19 protein-coding genes are annotated in these 21,097 nt (G+C 37.4%); all 19 read right to left on the reverse strand.

Annotated elements, in window-relative coordinates; all coding sequences use genetic code 11:
- Nucleotides 1–8 precede the first annotated feature (8 nt).
- The 19 genes from F612_RS0106485 to glmS all read right to left on the reverse strand — a co-directional run bounded on the left by F612_RS0106485 (nt 9) and on the right by glmS (nt 21,090).
- Nucleotides 9–1,142 (reverse strand): glycosyltransferase, encoded by a 1,134-nt coding sequence (locus F612_RS0106485; protein ID WP_019556948.1) that lies wholly within the window; start codon nt 1,140–1,142, stop codon nt 9–11.
- On the reverse strand, nt 1,135–2,154 hold the full coding sequence (locus F612_RS0106490) for a glycosyltransferase family 2 protein (protein WP_019556949.1): 1,020 nt from the start codon (nt 2,152–2,154) through the stop codon (nt 1,135–1,137). Before F612_RS0106490 ends, F612_RS0106485 begins: the two co-directional genes overlap by 8 nt.
- Nucleotides 2,151–3,596 carry a polysaccharide biosynthesis protein gene (locus tag F612_RS0106495; protein WP_019556950.1) on the reverse strand — a complete coding sequence of 482 codons (1,446 nt, stop codon included), beginning with the start codon at nt 3,594–3,596 and terminating at the stop codon, nt 2,151–2,153. The genes F612_RS0106490 and F612_RS0106495 overlap by 4 nt, the downstream gene beginning before the upstream one ends.
- Nucleotides 3,593–4,603, reverse strand: coding sequence for a glycosyltransferase family 10 domain-containing protein (locus tag F612_RS0106500; RefSeq protein WP_019556951.1), 1,011 nt, complete (start codon nt 4,601–4,603; stop codon nt 3,593–3,595). Before F612_RS0106500 ends, F612_RS0106495 begins: the two co-directional genes overlap by 4 nt.
- Nucleotides 4,600–5,589 (reverse strand): CgeB family protein, encoded by a 990-nt coding sequence (locus tag F612_RS0106505; protein WP_019556952.1) that lies wholly within the window; start codon nt 5,587–5,589, stop codon nt 4,600–4,602. Before F612_RS0106505 ends, F612_RS0106500 begins: the two co-directional genes overlap by 4 nt.
- A 4-nt stretch (nt 5,590–5,593) precedes the next feature.
- Nucleotides 5,594–6,766 (reverse strand): DegT/DnrJ/EryC1/StrS family aminotransferase, encoded by a 1,173-nt coding sequence (locus F612_RS0106510; RefSeq protein WP_019556953.1) that lies wholly within the window; start codon nt 6,764–6,766, stop codon nt 5,594–5,596.
- Nucleotides 6,759–7,682: a GDP-L-fucose synthase family protein gene (locus tag F612_RS0106515; RefSeq protein ID WP_019556954.1), complete on the reverse strand. Its 924-nt coding sequence runs from the start codon at nt 7,680–7,682 to the stop codon at nt 6,759–6,761. The genes F612_RS0106510 and F612_RS0106515 overlap by 8 nt, the downstream gene beginning before the upstream one ends.
- 7 nt (nt 7,683–7,689) lie before the next feature.
- Entirely contained in the window at nt 7,690–8,805 is a 1,116-nt protein-coding gene (gmd, locus tag F612_RS0106520) for a GDP-mannose 4,6-dehydratase (protein ID WP_019556955.1), read from the reverse strand.
- On the reverse strand, nt 8,802–9,263 hold the full coding sequence (locus F612_RS0106525) for a GDP-mannose mannosyl hydrolase (protein WP_019556956.1): 462 nt from the start codon (nt 9,261–9,263) through the stop codon (nt 8,802–8,804). The genes gmd and F612_RS0106525 overlap by 4 nt, the downstream gene beginning before the upstream one ends.
- Nucleotides 9,264–9,267: 4 nt before the next feature.
- On the reverse strand, nt 9,268–10,194 hold the full coding sequence (locus tag F612_RS0106530) for an NAD-dependent epimerase/dehydratase family protein (protein WP_019556957.1): 927 nt from the start codon (nt 10,192–10,194) through the stop codon (nt 9,268–9,270).
- Nucleotides 10,194–12,005, reverse strand: coding sequence for a thiamine pyrophosphate-binding protein (locus tag F612_RS0106535; RefSeq protein WP_169335986.1), 1,812 nt, complete (start codon nt 12,003–12,005; stop codon nt 10,194–10,196). Before F612_RS0106535 ends, F612_RS0106530 begins: the two co-directional genes overlap by 1 nt.
- Nucleotides 11,998–13,047, reverse strand: coding sequence for an NAD-dependent epimerase/dehydratase family protein (locus F612_RS12335; RefSeq protein ID WP_019556959.1), 1,050 nt, complete (start codon nt 13,045–13,047; stop codon nt 11,998–12,000). The genes F612_RS0106535 and F612_RS12335 overlap by 8 nt, the downstream gene beginning before the upstream one ends.
- Nucleotides 13,044–14,057: a 4-hydroxy-2-oxovalerate aldolase gene (dmpG, locus tag F612_RS0106545; RefSeq protein ID WP_019556960.1), complete on the reverse strand. Its 1,014-nt coding sequence runs from the start codon at nt 14,055–14,057 to the stop codon at nt 13,044–13,046. The genes F612_RS12335 and dmpG overlap by 4 nt, the downstream gene beginning before the upstream one ends.
- Nucleotides 14,058–14,060: 3 nt before the next feature.
- Nucleotides 14,061–14,939 (reverse strand): acetaldehyde dehydrogenase (acetylating), encoded by an 879-nt coding sequence (locus F612_RS0106550; RefSeq protein ID WP_019556961.1) that lies wholly within the window; start codon nt 14,937–14,939, stop codon nt 14,061–14,063.
- Between the two features lie 65 nt (nt 14,940–15,004).
- Nucleotides 15,005–16,321, reverse strand: coding sequence for a lipopolysaccharide biosynthesis protein RfbH (gene rfbH, locus F612_RS0106555; RefSeq protein WP_019556962.1), 1,317 nt, complete (start codon nt 16,319–16,321; stop codon nt 15,005–15,007).
- Nucleotides 16,308–17,378 (reverse strand): CDP-glucose 4,6-dehydratase, encoded by a 1,071-nt coding sequence (gene rfbG / locus F612_RS0106560; protein WP_019556963.1) that lies wholly within the window; start codon nt 17,376–17,378, stop codon nt 16,308–16,310. Before rfbG ends, rfbH begins: the two co-directional genes overlap by 14 nt.
- 4 nt (nt 17,379–17,382) lie before the next feature.
- Nucleotides 17,383–18,156, reverse strand: coding sequence for a glucose-1-phosphate cytidylyltransferase (gene rfbF, locus F612_RS0106565; protein ID WP_019556964.1), 774 nt, complete (start codon nt 18,154–18,156; stop codon nt 17,383–17,385).
- 15 nt (nt 18,157–18,171) lie between these two features.
- Nucleotides 18,172–19,152, reverse strand: a complete 981-nt coding sequence (locus F612_RS0106570) for a 2Fe-2S iron-sulfur cluster-binding protein (protein ID WP_033394591.1) — start codon at nt 19,150–19,152, stop codon at nt 18,172–18,174.
- A gap of 3 nt (nt 19,153–19,155) precedes the next feature.
- A complete protein-coding gene (gene glmS / locus F612_RS0106575) occupies nt 19,156–21,090 on the reverse strand; it encodes a glutamine--fructose-6-phosphate transaminase (isomerizing) (RefSeq protein ID WP_019556966.1) in 1,935 nt (644 codons plus the stop codon).
- Between the last annotated feature and the right edge of the window lie 7 nt (nt 21,091–21,097).

Here is a 21,097-nt window from a genome sequence, read left to right on the forward strand (position 1 = left end):
ATTAAGAGCTACCTTTTAATTTCTTTATGAGTCAAGGTGTGATACTCAGCACCAAGAAATTCACACATTCTTTGAAGTGTAAAACAATGCGTCACATGAGCATGAGCTTTATTTATTCTTTGTTGAATATCAGATTCGCTCGAATTAATTGCTGCTAAAATTGTAGTTTTCATTGAAACTATTTCACCCGCTTCAAAAATAAAACCTCTATCGACTCCTAACACATCGACTAGACCACCGACATTTGAACTAATCACTGGCTTGCCCAAAAACATTGCCTCTACAGCAACATAACCAAATGACTCAAATAAAGATGGAATTACTATAAAATTCATACCTAGCATCTTCTCGTTCACATTATCAACTTCACCATGAATAATGATTGATCCACTTAAATTGTCTTGATGTATATTTTCGATCAACGTATCCTTCATTTCACCTTCGCCAAAAAAATGAAGTTCGACATTAAACTGCTCATCAAGCAGTTCTTTAATTACTTGGTAAGCCAAGTGGGGGCCTTTTTCCTCGCGCAGCATTCCAAAAACTCCAAATTTCAATGTATTGTCAAAGTGAAACTCTTTGGCCTTGAGGTTTGGGGGAGTGATACCATTGTAGTTAGTAACTTGTTTAACTTTTTTACAACATATTCTTTTATCAAAAGCTTTTTGTGTATATTTAGATTCAAAGATAATTAAATCTGTGAACTTACAAAGTATTTTTTCAACACCTCTATATATAAAACTTTCAAGTGGGCTAAACATATCATGCACAATTCCCCCATGCGGAGTATAAACAACTTTGCATCCCAGTAACTTCCCGGCAATTCTTGCATACATGCCACCTTTAGCTCCATGACCATGAATAATATCGATTTTATTTTTTATGATAAATTTCATGATTTTGAAGATATTAAATACATCTGTAACAGCAGGACGCTTGACTATATTTAAAGGTAAATAACCTGAAAGTAACTTCATTAAAGCTGGTAATTCATTATAAAAAATTTTATCGCCAAACTGTGAAGTCACATAATAAAGATCAAACTCTCCTTGAAGCCCACCGAAAATGTCATGTATATGTTTTCTGATTCCTCCGGCAGGGTCTCCAACAACATGTAGTACTTTCAACTTATTTTTAGTCATTCCGAAACCTTACTTTTTTGATTAAAGTAACCAAATAAACATTTAAAGGCAGTTTAGTTAACAACATTACACCCATTGCCATTACAAAAAATTTCATATGAAATCTTGACGTTAAAATATGTTTAAAATTCATTATTAGACTTATATTCTGGAAAGTACTTTGCCCCAAAATGAGTCTATTGAGATTTGTATTAGCTCGATCCTTCATAAGTAAAAAATCTTTTTTAGATTTTAGGTAACGACAATAATATAGTTGTTGATCAATAGTGCTGAGGTAATCATTTAAAACTAGAAACAGATCATGATCCTCGACTCTTACCCTAGAAAGGTTAAATGAAAAGCTTACGTTTGATTCCCTATACTTTATTAAAGGCTTATTAATGAACCCAAAACATTGCTTTTCTGTCACTCTAAACCACACATTCAAATCAGCAGAACTCTTGAATTGCTCGCCTCTAAAGCTTTGAATATGCGCTTTAAGCAAATCACTCTTAAATAATACACTTGGGCACGTTACAAAGTTTCCATATTTAAATGAGAGTTCAATCAACTGCTTTCTAGTCAACTCAATAGAAGTCATATTTCTTATTTCATATGGCACAAAGCGTTCACTCAACTCATTATTTTTTTCATCAATTACACTTGCATGAGTAGCAACGGCACCACAAGAGGGGTGGCTTTGTAAAAACGCTACTTGCTCAGAAACCATTGTTGCGGTGTAAAGATCGTCCGAGTGAAAAATTGCTGAATAATCACCTTCAGCATTCTCTATGCAGGTATTAAAGTTCTCTTCTCCACTAACGGTTTCTTTTCTAGTGAATAACTCAATATTATTATATTTATTCACGAATCCACGAATAATATCTCGACTGCCATCAGAAGATGCATTGTCAAACACTTTAATTTTAAGACTAGAGTAGTCTTGAGCAACGATACTGTCTAAAGTCTCTGATATCGTGCTTTCATTGTTGTAACAAGGTATACATATACACACTAACGGTTGTTTGCTCATTCAATGCCTCTGGCATACTGTCTATATAAGATAACTGACGAATATACCCCTACAAGCACTATAAAACTACTTGAGAATATTAAACTATCAGAGTGACTCGAAAATAATACAGATAGTAGCCCAACAGGGGATAAATAGACAATGACACGTAACATAGCCTTAATTGGTAACACAAAAGGTATTAAACGTTTCGCGGAACGTACCATTATAGCCAATGTCGAAAACCAAGCTATTAATAATGAAGCAATGACCCCATACTCCCACTGTGAAGATTGCACGGCAATAAAAATCCCAATCGTAGCGACAAGTGCACCATAGAAATAAGGCTTAATGTTCTGAGCTGTTTTATATTCACTGTGTGCCACATGACTAACAATATTGGCGGTGACTCTAAAAAACTCAATCAATAAGCCAAACATCAGAAATTGATAAACAACAGAAAACCGGGAGTCAACAAGAAGAGTTAAGATAAAGCCTGCGGAACAAATTAGCACAAATAGGGAGCCTGCCATTATGGGTAAAGTCCCATCCACAAACCTTTGAAAAACAATCGTTCTGTCTTCAATTGAGTTTGAACTGGCTAATCCCTTATAAAAAGAAGAATGAAAAACTTGCATCAGGAGTGATTCAATCGAACCCGCCAAGCTCGTTGACAAAATTAATGCAAGACCAATATATGCCAGTGCTTCAGCATCAATTTGTCCCTCTATGATTAATTTATAGGCATTTCCCAGTATCCATAAAAAAAGAGTGGCAATTGATAATGGCATCGCAAATCTTATAACTTTTCCTAACTCTTTCAATTCAAAACCAATCTCTAAATTATTTTGATTTTTCAGAGGTCCAAAAAACATATAAATAAATGCACTTATAAAGCCAAGCGCCAACCCACTCACTTGCCCCATTAACCACCAATATGCAGTTGGTTCTATAAGCAATACAAACACACTCGCAAGCAATAAATATAAGGAGACGGTTAAGATCGTAAAGACTACGAATGCTTTTCGGTGGAATAACAAATTCAACGAAGGGATAATGGTTTGATTCCATGTATTAAAAAATACAAAGAGGCTGACTACAATTGAGAAAGAGAGTGTATTGATTGAGGTACCAACTCCAAACAAGGCCAACAAATATGGGGCGCCAAAAGCAATTACAGAAACGGTTAATATATATCCACTAAATATAACGAATTTACTTAATACCAAGCCATTGAGATACCATTGATTTAATTCTCTATTAAGATAACTGCCTACAGGATTAACCAATGCCAGACCAAAAAACATCGTTACGGCCAGAATTAATATTAGATTCCCTATTTCTACATCAGATAAGTAGTTCGTAAAGAGTCTCACGGCTAAAAAGAGTAACAACATCTGAATGATTTTACCTATAGTCAAAATAAATAAATCTGACTTGATGAAAGTGACCACTCTTTTCATTTTATTACAGTTTTATTTACGACAGTCTGCGCAAATGTCTCAGCTGAAAAATCTTGTATTTTTCCTGAATTCAAAAACAGCTCTATTTCATTCAATCTAAAGGAGTAATCTTCATCGTTCATCTCTATTAAATACAGATATAACTCTTCATATGAATTAAAGTTTCTCATATCGACATAACAGTTGTCTGGAATGTAATCAGAAATATTGCTGGCACCCCAGTAAACGGGGATACAACCTGCAAAAAGGCAATCAAATATTTTTTCAGTGATATAGCCTGGTATGTCTCGTGCATTTTCATAACAAATTGCAAACTTATACTTTTCCAAAGTGGTTTTCTTAACATCAACCCTCCCTTTATAAGAAGGGTATTTAGGTGCAAACAACTTAGTAAGAAATGTGACTCGATTTAAAGCTCTTATTATTTTAGGACCAGAAAATCTGTGACGATCCCATCCAACACCATATAGATCAAAGTTTTCCGGATGATGTTTTTCAAACCAACGAATCACTTCAATTCTCTTAGAATAGAGCTCTAAAGGGTGACTTACCTTCTTATTACCTGCAATTAAGGTGCAAAGCTTTTTCTTTTTTGATAAGTCTTTAGAGACCCCTTTAATAATGTCAAAAGAAAAATTTATTTTGGAATAGTTATTGGTCCCCACCAAGTCGTCATGCCAAGTAAAAACCGTATTAAAAGCTTTATGATTTTCTACAATCCAATTATCTGGCCGAATTAGCTCACTTTCAAACAGCATTAAAAAAGACTTTTGCTTTTCAGACGGGGCTGGTAACACCCGGGGCATTTCATTATATAAAACTAATTCTGAATTGCTGGGTAGATTAAGGTCAGAAGTTGATAATTCATACCCATTTTCTAACAATTGCTTTTGTAATAGGTAAAAAGGGAATAAGCAATTATCTCTATTAGCAATAGGGTCGTCTAAATTAAACAGACGATTGTCAGTATAAAAAGAATCACCCGTAACAATACATGCTTTTTTCATTTGATTTGCTCTAAAATTTTTTCAAATCTATGTATGTATCCATGCGTATTAGTAGCTCTTTGCTGTCCTGACAATCTAACTTTTTCCCTCAATTCTTCATTTTTTAAATAATAATTAATTTGCAAGGCTGCTTCTTCAGGGGTTGAATAGCAAGCAACTTCATTTCCTATATCAAAATATGCTTCTAATGATGGGACATAATCAGAAATCTGAAAGCCTCCAAAAAAAGGAATCTCGAAGTTTCTTGCTTTAATCTGACTATTTGATTTTTTAGATCTTATGGCAAGAATTAATGCCTTAATAGAAGAGGTTAAATATCTGATATCAAAACTATTACTATTTGAAATATTCAAATTAATTTTTGATTCTCTAAAAAGTTGGTTCATGCTTTCTGGTGATAATGAACCATTTGGCCACCCATGACCAAAAACCTCTACCGAAATTCCATTTTTAACAAGCTGATTTATGAACCAAGCTCTATATGGGTGAAAGCCGCCTACAAAACTTACATCGTGTTTATATTGAATTTCTTGAGGTTTATTATTGTGCGAATCAATCGCTGCCCATTGACTCATTACTACTTGATTCTGGCCAATATCCACGTACTTATCAACTGAATATAAATCTGTTGTGACACACCATGTGAAATCATTAGCATAATGCTTAGTAAAAGTATCGAAACGCCACTGATCATCACCAAACCAATTTAATGTTACATATTTAGACTTAAGTTCTAAAAGAGTTGCATGTTCAAATTGATCTTTAAATAAGCAGAAAAAAATCAAGTCAGGCTTAATCTTATCCGCAAATTTAAGCAGTGCTGACTGCAGGGGTTTCGTATCTGGTAGATACTGATCATAATAAAACGGGATAACTTCATGGCCAAGTTTCTCAAAACTGTACTTAAAACCATCATGACCGATTATGTTTTTTCCTCTTGATTCAATTCCGTAGTCAAATTCAAGGTCAACAAAAAGTATTCTCATTTAATTAGCTCAGTAATTCATGAAGTGATGTTATTTTATCTTTGATATCAACTTGTTGATTTCCTACAAACAAACCATATTCATCAATATATTCAGCATTTGTTAAAGAACCAGCCACTTCATAATCAAAGAACTCTAATACTTCTTTATTTTTCAAGAAGTTCCCCGTGACAATAGGTCGGCATTCAACACCATTATCCTGTAATTTAGCAACTAATTCTTTACGTGTGTATGGTGCATTTTCTTTAAGAATCATGGAAAAACCAAACCAGCTACTTTTTTCTGTTTCTTTTTGTATTTGGATATATGGGTGGTTTTTAAAAAGATTTACGAATAACCTGGCATTATCTTGTCTATTCTGAATAAAACTAGGTAACTTTTTCAACTGTTCAATACCAATAGCGCCACTCATTTCCAAGGGACGTACATTATATCCAGGCAAAACAAACTTGAATGCCTCTTCGAACATATCATCACTTTTGGTTCCTGTTACATGATTTACTTTTGGTAGATTACGTGTCCAACCGTGAGCACGAATGGTTAAGAGTATATGGTAAAGCTCTTCATCATCGGTAACAACACAACCGCCTTCCATCGTCGCAATATGATGACTAAAGAACGAGCTATATGTTCCCATTAAACCAAACGTGCCAGCCTGTTTGTCTTGGTAAGTGGCGCCCATCGACTCGCAATTATCCTCTAAAAGGGTGATTCCTTTACCTTTAATCATCTTATTAATGGCATTAAAATCGTTAGGATTTCCAAGTAAATTAACGAGTAGTATTGCTTTTGTTTTTTCGGTAATAGCGGCTTCTAATTTTTTCAAATCGATGTTTAAAGTTTCGCGATCTATATCAACGAACTTAACTTTTAGGCCATACTGTTGTAGTGGAAAATAAGTAGTTGACCACGAAACTGCGGGTACAATAATTTCATCACCACGCTTCAACTTCAACTCTTTATTTTTGGTAAAAAATAAAGACGCTATCATTAATAAATTAGCGGTTGAACCTGAGCTCACCATCAATGCGTATTTTGAACCAAAAAATGATGCAAAATCCTGTTCATACTGTGCAACATGCTTACCCATCGTAAACATATCTGAGTCAATCACGGTCTGAATGGCATTTAGTTCTTTTTCATCCCATGTGCTACTAGCAAGCGAATAACTAGACATTTTCTTGTTCCTTTAAAAATTGAAAGGTGGCCTTCAAGCCTTCTTGTAAGGAAGTTTTATACTGCCAACCAAATGCTTTTAATTTAGTATCGTCAATTAACTTTTGCTTCATACCGACAGGTTTGGATAAATCGTGCACAAACTCTCCGTCAAAGCCAATGACCTTAGCGATTTCAGTATAGTATTCATTAATCGTATGATCATGCCCCAACCCTACATTGATGTTTTGGGGCATTACTTCAAAGTTTTGGATGGCGAAATAGATGAAATCCGCTAAGTCACCCGCATACATGAACTCTCGTCTTGCTAATCCATCACCCCAAATATCAATTTCTTTTTGACCGCGATTCTTTGCATCAGATATCTTTTGAATGACTGCAGGAATCATATGAGAATGTTTTGGATCAAACTTGTCATGCCTGCCATAAAGATTGCAAGGTATCACTGTTTTATATAGGAAGGCATTATTTTCCCTATGAATATATTCACATAGACGGGTACTAGCTACTTTTGCAAGGGCATAACCTTCATTGGTCGGCTCCAACTCACCTTTTAAAATCAACTCTTCTGCTAGTGGGTTTTTTGCATCCCTTGGGTACATGCATGAGCTACTCAGATTCATGAATCGTTCAATGTCTGCATTTTTTGAGGCTGTTAAAATATTTAACCCCATTTGCATATTATCGACTAGAAATCTAACAGGCTCTGCAATATTGGCCTGAATACCACCAACAACCCCCGCCGCATGAATTACCATGTCTGGTTGATTTTGAGACAGATACGCTTCAACCTGTAATGCATCCAGTAAATTTAACTCTTTACGATTGGGAGTTAATAACTCATAAGAGCTGGCGTCAGGGTGCTCTAGAATGTTTTGCCCAACCATCCCATTTGAGCCCGTAATTAATATCTTCATCAATTATTTACTCCACTGCAACGGGAATGTCATGGCCATGTTCTTTGAGTAATGCATGACGCTGTGCGACTTTTAGATCAGCGGCAACCATTTCAGTACACATTTCTTGTACAGTGATTTCGGGTATCCAGCCTAGTTTTGCTTTAGCTTTACTTGGATCACCTAACAGCGTCTCGACTTCCGCAGGACGGAAGTATCTTGGATCGATCTGAACAAGAACATCTCCGACTTTTAAAGCAGGTGCTTTATCGCCGTCAATCGCAATCACAATACCTTTTTCATCAATACCATTACCCGTAAACTCAAGTGTAATGCCTAACTCTTCTGCAGACCAGCTAATAAACTGGCGAACAGAGTATTGAACACCAGTTGCAATAACGAAATCTTCAGCGACATCTTGTTGCAACATCATCCACTGCATTCGCACGTAATCTTTAGCATGACCCCAGTCACGTAATGCATCAATATTTCCCATAAACAAACACTTATCTAACCCTTGGGCCATATTGGCTAAACCACGAGTGATTTTACGAGTTACAAAAGTCTCACCACGACGAGGAGATTCATGATTGAATAAAATGCCATTACAAGCGTACATACCATAAGATTCACGGTAATTTACGGTAATCCAATAAGCGTACATTTTAGCGACGGCATAAGGTGAGCGAGGATAGAATGGCGTAGTCTCTTTTTGTGGAGTCTCTTGCACTTCACCATATAATTCAGAAGTAGAGGCCTGATAGAATTTAGTTTTCTTCTCTAACCCTAACAGACGAATCGCTTCTAATAAACGCAAGGTTCCCATACCGTCTACATCTGCGGTATATTCTGGGGATTCAAACGATACTGCAACGTGAGACTGAGCTCCTAAGTTATAGACTTCATCAGGCTGCACTTCTTGTAAAATTCGCGTTAAATTTGAAGAGTCGGTTAAGTCTCCATAATGCAAAATTAGGTTTTTATTCTCAACATGAGGATCTTGAAAAATATGATCAATACGCTGCGTATTGAAAGAAGATGCGCGGCGTTTAATGCCGTGGACTTCATATCCTTTTTCCAATAAAAATTCTGCTAAATAAGAGCCATCCTGGCCCGTTATTCCAGTTATTAAAGCTTTTTTCATACAACGCCCTTACTGTTAAAATATTTTTTTGTATATGTGTGAACTAAGGGATCACTTTCCAAATCCCTTAAACTAAAATAACGATATTCATTGTGCTCTGAGCTTGGCAAAGTCTCGAGAGAGCTATCACCACACTCTAACTCAAATGCTAACACGACATAATGAGTTGTTATGGACTCAGAAACAAAACTATTGTCATAAAAATGTTCAAAAATGCCTATAAATTTAAAGTTACTCAAACTCTTTTCAAGATTAACTTCTTTTAAAGAAATTCTTTTAATGGCGTGGGAGAGGCATTCATTTTTTAAAACTCGCCCGCCAGGTACAAACCAAAAGTCCTTAGCAGGCTGATTATTTCGCTTACCTAACAACACACCACTTGAGCTTTTGATAATTAAATCAATGGCAACCAGAGGTGCTGTTTCTATAAGGCTTTCAAACTTCGTTAGACTTAACAATGGCTTATAACTTATCGATTAGCATCAACTGCTCAACAATACCTTCTAATGAAGTTTTTTGCGGCGCATAACCAATCATTTCAGCAATTTTATTGAGCGAAAAATATTTCAATTTTGAACCCGTTGCATTCACTACATCTGTAAAGTCAGAAATTTCAACCGGTAAGCCAAATCTACTTTCTAACTCAGATAATAATACCAACTTTTCAACAGGAGACTTCGTATAGCAATCAAGTGCTATATTTGTTGGTTTAGCTTTGATAATCGCTTGAACCAAATCAAAAAAACCATCAGGTGTAATAAAATCCCTAACAATATTCTCAGGCGAAGTTTTAAAAACCTCTTTCATCTGAATTGCACGTACAATATCGGTAATTAAAAATCGCGTATTCATATCTTGCGTATGGCTGAAATAGTTAAATACCCGAACATCAATAATTGAATAATCACTTAGTGCTCTATGTTTTGCTTCTGCATATAGCTTTGCAATGGCGTACCAATCAGTCTCTTTCAAGTTATTTATAGTTACAGTTGCTTGGGTATTTTCGTTAACAGGGGTTTCAAAACTTCCTCCATAAACAGCACCACTACTAATGAAAATATATTTGCAACCTGGATGAACTTTCAAGTAATTTAGTGCTAAATTGTCATAATGCTCGGTAATAGCGAATATGTCTGCACCCATTTTCTTAGCGGCGGCTGGGTCACCAACTCCCACAAAGTTTATAATTACATCATAGGCATCATGTTCAGAAAAAGATTCATAAGTTAAGTTTAAATATGAAATTTTAATATTTAAATCTAAAAACTGTTTATCTACTCTTGCAACATCACGAGAAAATAAAACACATTCATAATCTGTGTACTCTGAAAATGAAATGATCAAATCTTTTGCAATTTGACTTGTTGCACCCAATATTGCAATCTTCATTAATTTCCCTTTACTGGAGGAATAATCATTTCATCTAAAAATTCTTCTCTTGACAAAAATGGGTACATATCTTCAAATGGTTTAGAAACCATCGTTCCATCATCTTTTTTCATAGCTGAAACTGCAGGAATGATTTCCTGAAATGGGGGACAGATAATTTCACAAATTACAGGTCCGACAAAATCCATCGTTTCTTTTAAAGTACCTTCTAAAGCTACGAATGTTTTGGCTATAAAATATTGAAGACCATATGCCTCTGCTATTTTATGCAAATCAGGAAAAGAAATACCTGTTGAAGCTTCTGTTCCCATCAATCTCCCTTCAAAAAATTTCTTTTGTGTAGTCCTTATCGATAAATAGCCATCATTATTCCAGACAAATATTTTTATTGGCAACTGGTAATGAACAATAGTTTGCAACTCCTGTATATTCATCTGAAATGAACCATCTCCTGTTATAGCGACGACCTCACCCTTCTTGGCTATTGAAGCCCCAATGGCAGCAGGAATAGTAAACCCCATATCTGCTTGAGCACCAGAGGTGATATATCTTTGACTTCCTGAAATTCTTAGTGCCTGAGCGGTTACATAATATGCAGAACCTGCATCAGCTACAATAGTTGAATCGGGCAATAAATACCTTCCCAAATACTTTATGAAGGTATACATATTAATTGCACCATCTCTATCTTCATAAGCGTTAAGAGCCACAGGCCATTTATTGCGCCAAATATTACAACGCTCAATCCATTTTTTTCTATCTGAAAAATTCATTTTTTGTGAATTCAATACGTTAAGAAAGCTTTTAATATCCGCATTGATAAAAACGTCTATTTTTACCGTATTTTTTTTGTGTTCAATGGCATCAATATCAACAACAATTATCTTTGCATTCCTTGCAAACAAGTCATACTCAAACCCACTAACGGCAACAGATAAACGTGAACCTAAAACAAGGACCAAATCTGAATTTTGAAGGGCAAAATTACCTGCTCGATCACCCTTTATACCCACGCGCCCAACACATAAATCATCCTCACTTGCTATCAAATCAATACCCAAATACGTCGTAACTACAGGTAATCGATACTTGTTTATAAATTCAATAAATTCAGAAACTGCATTGCCTAACCTAATCCCATTTCCGGCCAATACAATTGGTCTTTGAGCGTTATCTAAATCTTTAATAATAGTAATTAAATCTTTATCAAGTAAATTATCTGTATAGGCCAATCCTTCCTCTAGAGGGGAAAAATGTATTAAATCACACTCTTCAATCATTGCACCTTGAACATCCTGAGGAATATCAACCCATACAGGACCAGGCCTTCCTGAGATTGCCAAAAATGCAGCCTTTTCTAGATGGTAAGCTATCTGACTAGGCTCGTTGACCATGACAGAATATTTTGATATTGAGCTTACAATAGGAATTATATTTGCTTCCTGGACTCCCACTTGCCGTAAACTAAGAGGCGAATTGTGTACTGTTTCTTTTCTTTTGACTTGTCCAGAAATAAAAAACACTGGTGTATTATCTTGCCACGCATCTAACAATCCAGTTACAGCATTTGTTGCTCCGCACCCACTTGTTGTCATTGCGACTGAATATGAATTGTTGTATTTTGCATATGCTACAGCAGCCATCGCAGACGCTTGTTCATGATGATTGCAGATAGGATTTAACTTTTCATGTTTTGCAACACCATCATTTAAAAACATTGCGCCGCCACCAGTCACTAGAAATACATCTTTAACACCCAGGGTTGAAGACAAAAAGTTAGCAACATAATCAGCTACTCTTATTTTACTCATCATTAGACCCTTGTTTATTAACATTCCATTTGATTGTGTGAAGCAACGCCTCTTTAAAGGTGAAATTCTCTTTCACACCAAGTTGTGTATGTATATAATCCAAACTTGGAATAAAATTAGACTCTAGCGTGTTATTATTTTTTACAATGATATCTACAGGTATTGATATAATTGAGTTTATTTCATTTGCAACTTCTAACAAAGAAACCTCTTCAGACGAGCCTAAGTTATAAACTTCACCATCTTTACCATTAGCCAAAATTGCTAGCAACCAGGCAGCCATATCAGTCGCATACAAGTAACTCCTTTTAGGCTTTCCATTCCCTAAAATCCTGATTGGCTGCCCATTTAATGCTTCTTGCATAAAAGAATTGATTGCCCATGGCTTATTTAACTCTTGATAAGGCCCTATAAAAGAAAAAGGCCTTACAATTGTTACAGGTAGTTTGTATAAACTCCTATATGCTAAACATAGCGCTTCAGAGTAACGTTTCGCCTCTGGATAAATAGAATTTATACCCTTTTTTAATAAGTAACCTTGGCTATTCTCACTAATTGCAGCACCATTTCCTGGCGCGTCACCATAAACTTGTCCAGAGCTTAAATATACAATCCCTTTAATATCAGAAAGCCTTGATGCAGCATCCATAATTGCCTTAGTGCCTATAGCGATAACATCCATAGTATTTACAGGATCTGACATATGGACTCGATTATCTGGGTTCGCTGCCGAATGTATAATATAATTAATGTCTTGCGGTAAATCATGCAAACTACGTATATCTGATTTTATAAAAGATATGTCCGACCTTCCATATAAATCAGGATCAAGCTCCTCTAGTTTTTTAGGATTTCTAGTAAGAATAATAATACTACAGTCAAAATTTAATTCATCATTTAGCCAAACTAAAGATCTTGCAACCCAAGCGCCGACAAATCCAGTACCTCCTGTAATAAGTATCACCTTCCCCTTTAGCGAACCAAAGGTTGAAGATAGACCCTGAATAGATCTTTGGATATCATCTTGAATCATTTTTTTCATCTAAAGTCCTTAATGGCCAAAGCTTGAGCTACTTCAACTATCAAATCTTCTTGACCAGCTATAGCTCCCAGCCTGCCCAGTTCAAAATAAATATCCCGAGGATCTACATTGTATATTTCTGCCACTCTTGCTACAGGCTTTGAGAATACAGAAACTACACCACTCATTCCACTGACAATACTCGAGCTAGTAATTTTAGGTAATACACTAAACAGTTTCTCTGCAATATCAGCAGCATCCAACAACTTATATAAGTCAACCCCAGTTTTATAACCTTCCATAGAAAACACTGCGGCTAATAACTCTATACTTGCATTACCCGCACCTCCACCAAAGCCTGAAATTGAGCCGTCAATTATAGTCGCCCCTGCCTTTACTGCAGATAAAGAATTGGCAATTGCCATTCCTAAGTTATTATGCCCATGAAACCCTACAGGAACCTTTAATGAATCAACCAAAAGACCTATACGTTTCTCTACATCTGCTGGCAAAAAAGTCCCTGCTGAATCTAAAATTGTAATTCCTTCAGCACCATATGACTCCATTTTTAAAGCCTCTTGAACCAGCATCTCGGGAGAAATCATATGAGACATCATAAGACCTCCAAATACACGACGCCCAGTTCCTCTTACATAAGATATATGCTGCTCTGAAGTATCTGCTTCAGTACACTGTGTAGCGATTCTTATTACATCGACTCCACAATCAATTGCCTTAGAAATATCCCTTGATATAGTTGCATATCCAGGCACAACATGAATCCCTAACAATGAGTGCTTCAAATTTTCTCTTGCCGTAGTCAACATCTGTTCATCAGATAACAAGCTTTTTCCAATCTGGAGAGAAGAGGCACCAAGCCCAATGCCATGTCCCACTTCTACAACACCTACCCCTGCACTATCAGCTAATTTTGCATAAGTAGCAATTTGATCTACATTCAATTGATGACGAATGGCGTGCGATCCATCCCTTAATGTAACGTCATACAATGAAACTTCTAGATTATCCATAGTTTAAACCTTAGCTAGCTTTTTATGAGCAAAATGCTCTGCAACTTCAATTGCAGCGCAATTTATAATATCTAAATTTCCTGCAAATTTAGGTAAATAATCTCCTAATCCCTGGACCCGAACAGTTGTCAATAATTTCCCATTATCAAATGTCGGCTTTACTATTAACTTATACCCTGGCACATATCGCTGTATCTTGCTCACCATTTTTTCTATTTCTACAAGAATATTTTCAATATCTGGATTTTTAAGTTCGACCAATACTGTTGTTTGCATATCTATCGCAGGATTAGCAGGATTCAAATTAATCATGGCCTTAGCATGACTAACCCCACAAAACAATTTCAATCCCTTCTCCGTTGCTTCAATGTACTCATCAATATTAATTCTGGTTCCTGGGCCTGCGCTTCTAGAGGAAATAGTTGACACTGTTTCAATATAGTCTATCTCAGAATGAACTTTACTTATTGCATATGCAATGGGAATTGACGCCTGACCACCACAAGTAATCATGTTGACATTTCTTGAACCAATAGCCTCTTCCAAGTTCACTTCTGGAACACATAAAACTCCAATTTTCGCTGGCGTCATATCAATCACAAACTTTCCAAGCTGCTCCAGAATCGAAGCATGCGCTAAATGACTTTTTGCAGATGTTGCATCAAAAACAATATCACAAAGATCTGGCTCCCTTACGATGATATCAATCCCTTCATCGCTTAATCGAACACCCATTGCGGCGGCCTTACTCATCCCAGAAGATGCTAAGTTTCGGCCAGAAAAAATAGTACATTCTAAAAACTTTGAACGCTGAACTTTCATAAGCAAATCAGTTCCAATATTCCCAGTCCCTATGATACCAACACGTATTTTACTGCTCATTTACCCACCGACTTTTCAAGCTTTTGAAAAAAGTATTTTTTAACTCTAGACATATTTAAATATCTTTAAAATCCAACACCAAAAAATTCTTCTAGCTTTTCGGCAACATAATCCAGGTGTTCTTTACCCAGGCCTGGGTAAATGCCCAACCACATCGTTTGGTTCATGGTGATGTCTGTATTGGTTAATTCACCAACAACACGGTATTCAACATCTTCAAAATATGGCTGACGTGTTAAATTCCCTGCAAAAAGAAGCCTAGTGCCAACTTTATTCTGGTCAAGATATTTAGTTAAATCCACACGACTAACACCTGAAGTTTCTTTGATCGTAATTGGAAAACCAAACCATGAAGGCGTTGAATTTTCTGTTGGTTCAGTTAATTCAATAAAGTCCGTTAGGCTCGATAATCGTTTTGATAAGTAATCAAAATTAGCATTACGCTTTTCAATAAACTCAGGCAGACGTTTTAACTGCGCGAGCCCACATGCGGCTTGCATATCGGTAATTTTGAGATTATAGCCTAAATGAGAGTAAGTATATTTATGATCATAACCTTGAGGCAAGGATCCTAATTTCATATTAAAACGTGTGCCGCAAGTATTGTCACAACCAGGTTTACAATAGCAATCACGCCCCCAATCACGAAATGATTCTGCAATTACTGCAAGCTGTGGATCATTCGTAAATACGGCACCACCTTCACCCATTGTCATATGATGAGCAGGATAGAAACTGAGAGTGGCTATATCACCCCAAGTTCCAACCATTTTCCCATCATATTTTGCTCCTAACGCGTCGCAACAATCCTCTATTAGCCATAAGTGATGCCTATCGCAAATTTCTTTTACTTTTGCCACATTAAATGGGTTGCCCAGTGTGTGGGCTAGCATAATCGCTTTAGTTTTTGGTGTAATGGCCGCCTCAATAAGATCGGTATCAACATTATGTGTTTTTAGATCAACATCAACAAAAACTGGAATCGCGCCAAATTGTACAACAGGGTTTACCGTTGTTGGAAAACCTGCTGCAACACCAATAACTTCATCACCTTTTTTAATCGCTTTTGGACCAAGCTTGGGTGATGTCAAAGCGCTGAATGCAACCAAATTCGCAGAGGAACCAGAGTTGACGGTAATAAGGTGCTTAACACCAATGAATTCCGCTAACTCTTTCTCAAACATATCATTGAACCGGCCCGTTGTTAACCAACCATCTAATGAGGCTTCAACCATATACTGGAGTTCAGTTTCTCCAATCACCTTTCCCGAAGGTGGCACCACTGAAACTCCCGGCTCAAAAGGCTTTTCGACATATTGCAATTCGGCATATTTTTTAACAAGTTCAGAAATTTCTTTTCTAATGGTTTCAGTGGTTTGCATTATTAATATCTCTCATATATTCGTTAATTTCTTGCAGGCAAACGGATTGCATATTCTCTTTGTTTAGCCAAGCCTGATGCCATTGAACAATTTTTTCAAGCGTCTTATCCAAAGGCCAAGTAGGCTGCCAATTGAGTCTTGACTTAGCTTTCGATATATCCAGTTTTAAATAACCCGCTTCATGTGGATGAGCATCCTTGTCAAGTTCCCAGCTCGTACCAGGCCATTTTTTAACCATGCAATCTAAAATCCAATCAACCTGCTTTGCATCTTCATCACGTGGCCCAAAATTCCAACCTTCGGCATATTGGTCTGGATGTTGGTATAAATTCTGCGCTAAAACGAGGTAACCTGACAATGGCTCTAACACATGCTGCCAAGGCCTTGTTGACATAGGATTGCGAATGACAACCGCCTGATGATGTTCAAAAGCTTTTAATATATCTGGAATTAAACGGTCATCAGCCCAATCCCCACCGCCGATCACGTTACCAGCACGAGCTGAAGCTAACCCTATACCTTTTTCTTGCATAAACGAACGTCGGTAAGCTGAAGTCACTAATTCGGCACAACCTTTTGAACTGCTATAAGGGTCATACCCGCCCATTGACTCATCTTCTCGATAACCCCATACCCACTCTTTATTTTCATAGCATTTATCGGTCGTGACACTCACAATTGATTTTAAGTTTGGACAATTCCTAGCGGCTTCAAGCACTTTAACCGTACCCATGACATTGGTTTCATAGGTTTCTATCGGTTGCTTATAAGATAACCTTACTAAAGGTTGTGCAGCCATATGAATAAGAATATCTGGATTAAATGCAATCATACTAGCGCTTAATTGATTTAAATCGCCAATATTACCGATTTCTGAGTCTATTTTTTGTGCAACATTTGCTTCGTCAAAAAGGCTTGGAAAGGTTGGAGGTATTAACGCGTAGCCTTTTACGACCGCTCCTAATGAACCTAACCACAAAGAGAGCCAACTACCTTTAAAGCCAGTGTGACCTGTTAAAAATACCCTTTTACCTTGCCAGAAAACTTGATCAATCATTGCATTACTTCCATGTATTCCATGGAGCCTTACCAGACAGCCATAATTCTTCAAGATAAACCTTATCTCTCAATGTATCCATTGGTTGCCAAAACCCCTCATGCTGAAATGCCATCAATTGGCCGTCTTCAGCTAAACTCATTAAAGGCTTCTGCTCCCAAGTACAGTTATCACCGGTAATGCGCTCCAATACTTCAGGGGAAAGTACAAAAAACCCTCCATTAATCATCGCGCCATCACCCTTTGGCTTTTCTTTAAATTGCATAATTTGATTATTTTGAATATCTAAGGCGCCAAAACGTCCGGGAGGATAAGTTGCTGTTAGGGTCGCTTGCTTACCATGAGATTTATGGAACGCGACTAATTCAGTGATATTAACATCCGACACTCCATCACCATAGGTAAAACAGAATGCCTCTTCATCTTTCACATGATCAGCGACTCTTGCCAAGCGACCACCTGTCATTGAATCATCACCTGTATCCACCAAAGTAACTGTCCAAGGCTCTGCACGCTCTTCATGAACTTCCATACGATTCTCTTTCATACAAAAAGTCACGTCGGATTGGTGCAAAAAATAATTGGCAAAGTATTCTTTAATCACATAACCTTTATATCCGCAACAAATCACGAAATCATTGATGCCATGAGAAGAATACATTTTCATAATATGCCATAGTATCGGCTTGCCACCAACTTCAACCATCGGCTTAGGACGCAGACTGGTCTCTTCACTTAAACGAGTTCCAAGACCACCTGCTAGAATCACTGCTTTCATTATCTACTTCCTTTTTTAAAAACTTTGAACAAATGCATCTGAATAAAACTGTTTTTCTGGTAAACCTATGTCAGAAAATACCTGTTTTGAAGATTGAATCATGGCATTAGAACCACAAGCATACACATCACTGACCACTAATTTAGCGCCTAACTTCTCTAACGCAATCATCTGAACATAACCTGTCTCCCCCCCCCAGTCTTTATCTGATTTGGAAATGACTTTTTCTACACTTACTTCTATATTCTTGAACATCGGTTGCCAAACAAAGTCTTCTTTATAACGATTGCCCCAGAATAAATGGATAGCATGTTGCTGTGTAAACTCAGAGTCTTGATCTATTTTAGTTAATATCGACATAATCGGAGCGATGCCTGTTCCGGTCGCAAGAAAAACAAGGGGCTTGACTGCATCTCGAATAAAAAAGGTGCCCTTTGGACCTTCAATTCTTAATAAATCATTCACTTGAGCTTGATCAAACCAATAATCACTCATTTGACCTTGGTCAACTTTCTTAATTAATAATTTAACCTTTTTGTCCAAAGAGGTACTCGCAATAGAATAACTACGCCTGATATTATTCCACAGTACATCCAAATACTGTCCCTCAAGAAACTTAATACTAGCAGCAGGAGGGAAACGGAGAACCACCTCAATGATATTTTTAGCAGGAAAATTAATTTCACTAATCCTTACTGGTAAAGTCTTAACATCAATATTTTTTAATCGTGTCAAGTCTTCTGCATCTATCACAACATCAGAAACTGGCTCACAACAACATGTCAATATTTTATGATTTTTCTTTTCTTCATCTGTTAGCGCAAACTGAGACTTTAACTCTAAAACCTTACCCTCAATTAATGTCGTCTTACACACGCCACATAGACCATTTTTGCAACTATATTCAAAGATAAATCCAGCTAACAAGGCCGAATCCAAAATACTGTTGGCTTCCGTAGACGAAAACTCATTACCTTCAATTGTTTTTATTCTCATCACTTATTCAACCGTCACCGACTTAGCCAAATTTCTAGGTTGATCTACATCAGTACCTTTAATAAGTGCCACGTGATAACTCAATAACTGCAATGGGATATTGAACGTGATCGGTGCTGTGATGCGGCCCACATTAGTAGTGGTTTTCACTACTTTAAAACCGGGCTCGGAGCTGATATTTGACTTTTCGTCTTCAAACACGATCATTTGCCCGCCGCGGGCATTAACTTCTTGAAGGTTTGATTTGAGTTTTTCCAATAAATCATCATGTGGGGCAATTGCGACGACTGGAATATGCTCATCAATTAATGCCAAAGGGCCGTGTTTTAACTCTCCGGCAGGATAAGCCTCTGCGTGGATGTAACTAATCTCTTTGAGTTTTAACGCCCCTTCCATCGCAATAGGGTACATAGTGCCTCGACCTAAGAACAAGGCATTGTCTTTATCGGCGAAGGTTTTAGCGATCTCCATGATTTGATCTTCATGCGCTAACGCATTTTTGACTAGACCTGGCAATTTTTGCAGACCTTTTACAATAGTGATTTCGCGTTTTTCACTTAGCAAACCTTTGGCTTTACCTAGGCAGGTAAGCAGTAACGCTAACGCAACTAGCTGAGTCGTGAACGCTTTGGTTGAAGCCACCCCTATTTCTGGTCCAGCATGCGTTAAAAACGTTAAATCGCTTTCTCGGGTCAAGCTAGATTCAGCTACATTGCAGATCGTTAGGGTTGGGATATTCTGATGTTGCTTAAGACCTTTAATCTGCTGCAATGCGGCCAATGTATCAGCCGTTTCACCAGACTGGCTAATGGTGACAAAGAGGGTATTGTCAATAATGACTGGATTGCGGTAGCGATATTCACTGGCAACCTCTACTTGGCAGGACATACCTATAATATCCTCAAACCAGTACTTGGCGACCAGACCAGAATGATAGCTGGTACCGCAAGCGATAATCTGTACCTGCTGAATGGTCTTGAAAACGTCTTCCGCCTGAAAACCAAATGCTGATATAAGTACATGCTCTTGCGTGATACGCCCTTCTAAAGTATCTATAACCGCTTGCGGCTGTTCAAAGATTTCTTTGTGCATAAAGTGGCGATGTTCACCTAACTCTACAGCATTTGCTGACAGATTAGACTGCTTAATCTCTCTTTCGATGCATTCGCCTGCATGGTTATAAATTTCCAGGTGATTACGTTGAATCTTAGCAACATCACCCTCTTCTAAAAAGATAAAATTCTGAGTTACAGGTAATAACGCAGAGACATCGGAGGCAATAAAGTGCTCTCCAATGCCAATACCGATGACCAACGGGCTGCCTTTTCTTGCAACAACCAACGTCTCAGGGTCATCAATAGCAACCACACCTAAGGCGTAAGCACCTTTGAACTGTTTTACGGCTAGTTGTACTGCTCTTACAAGTCTATTTTGGTCATCTCTTGAAGACGAGCGTCGCTCATTTGAAATGTATGCATTGTCGGTGATAGGCCTCTCGGCTTCAGCGTCCTGCAGTTCAGAAAGGGCTTTATGAATGGCGTGTGCAACCACTTCGGTATCGGTTTCAGACGTAAAACGATACCCTTGAGCCAGCTGCTGAATCTTAAGCTCGGCATAATTTTCAATAATGCCATTGTGCACGACTGCAACACGATTATTACAGATGTGCGGATGAGCGTTATTCTCTGAAGGTATACCATGGGTCGCCCAGCGGGTATGTGCAATCCCGATATGCCCTGAAAAAGTTCCAGAATGGTTTTGAATTTTCTCATCAAGACTTTTAATCTTGCCGATTGAACGTAATCGTTGAATTTGACCGTCTGAATCTAAAAGCGCAATACCAGATGAATCATAACCGCGGTACTCTAATCTTCTTAGGCCTTCCAACAGAATTGGAACAATATTTCGCTCAGCAACGCCACCAACAATTCCGCACATAAAACCT

Origin of the sequence: Thiomicrorhabdus arctica DSM 13458, from assembly GCF_000381085.1 — a bacterium.
Taxonomy (GTDB): Bacteria; Pseudomonadota; Gammaproteobacteria; order Thiomicrospirales; family Thiomicrospiraceae; genus Thiomicrorhabdus; species Thiomicrorhabdus arctica.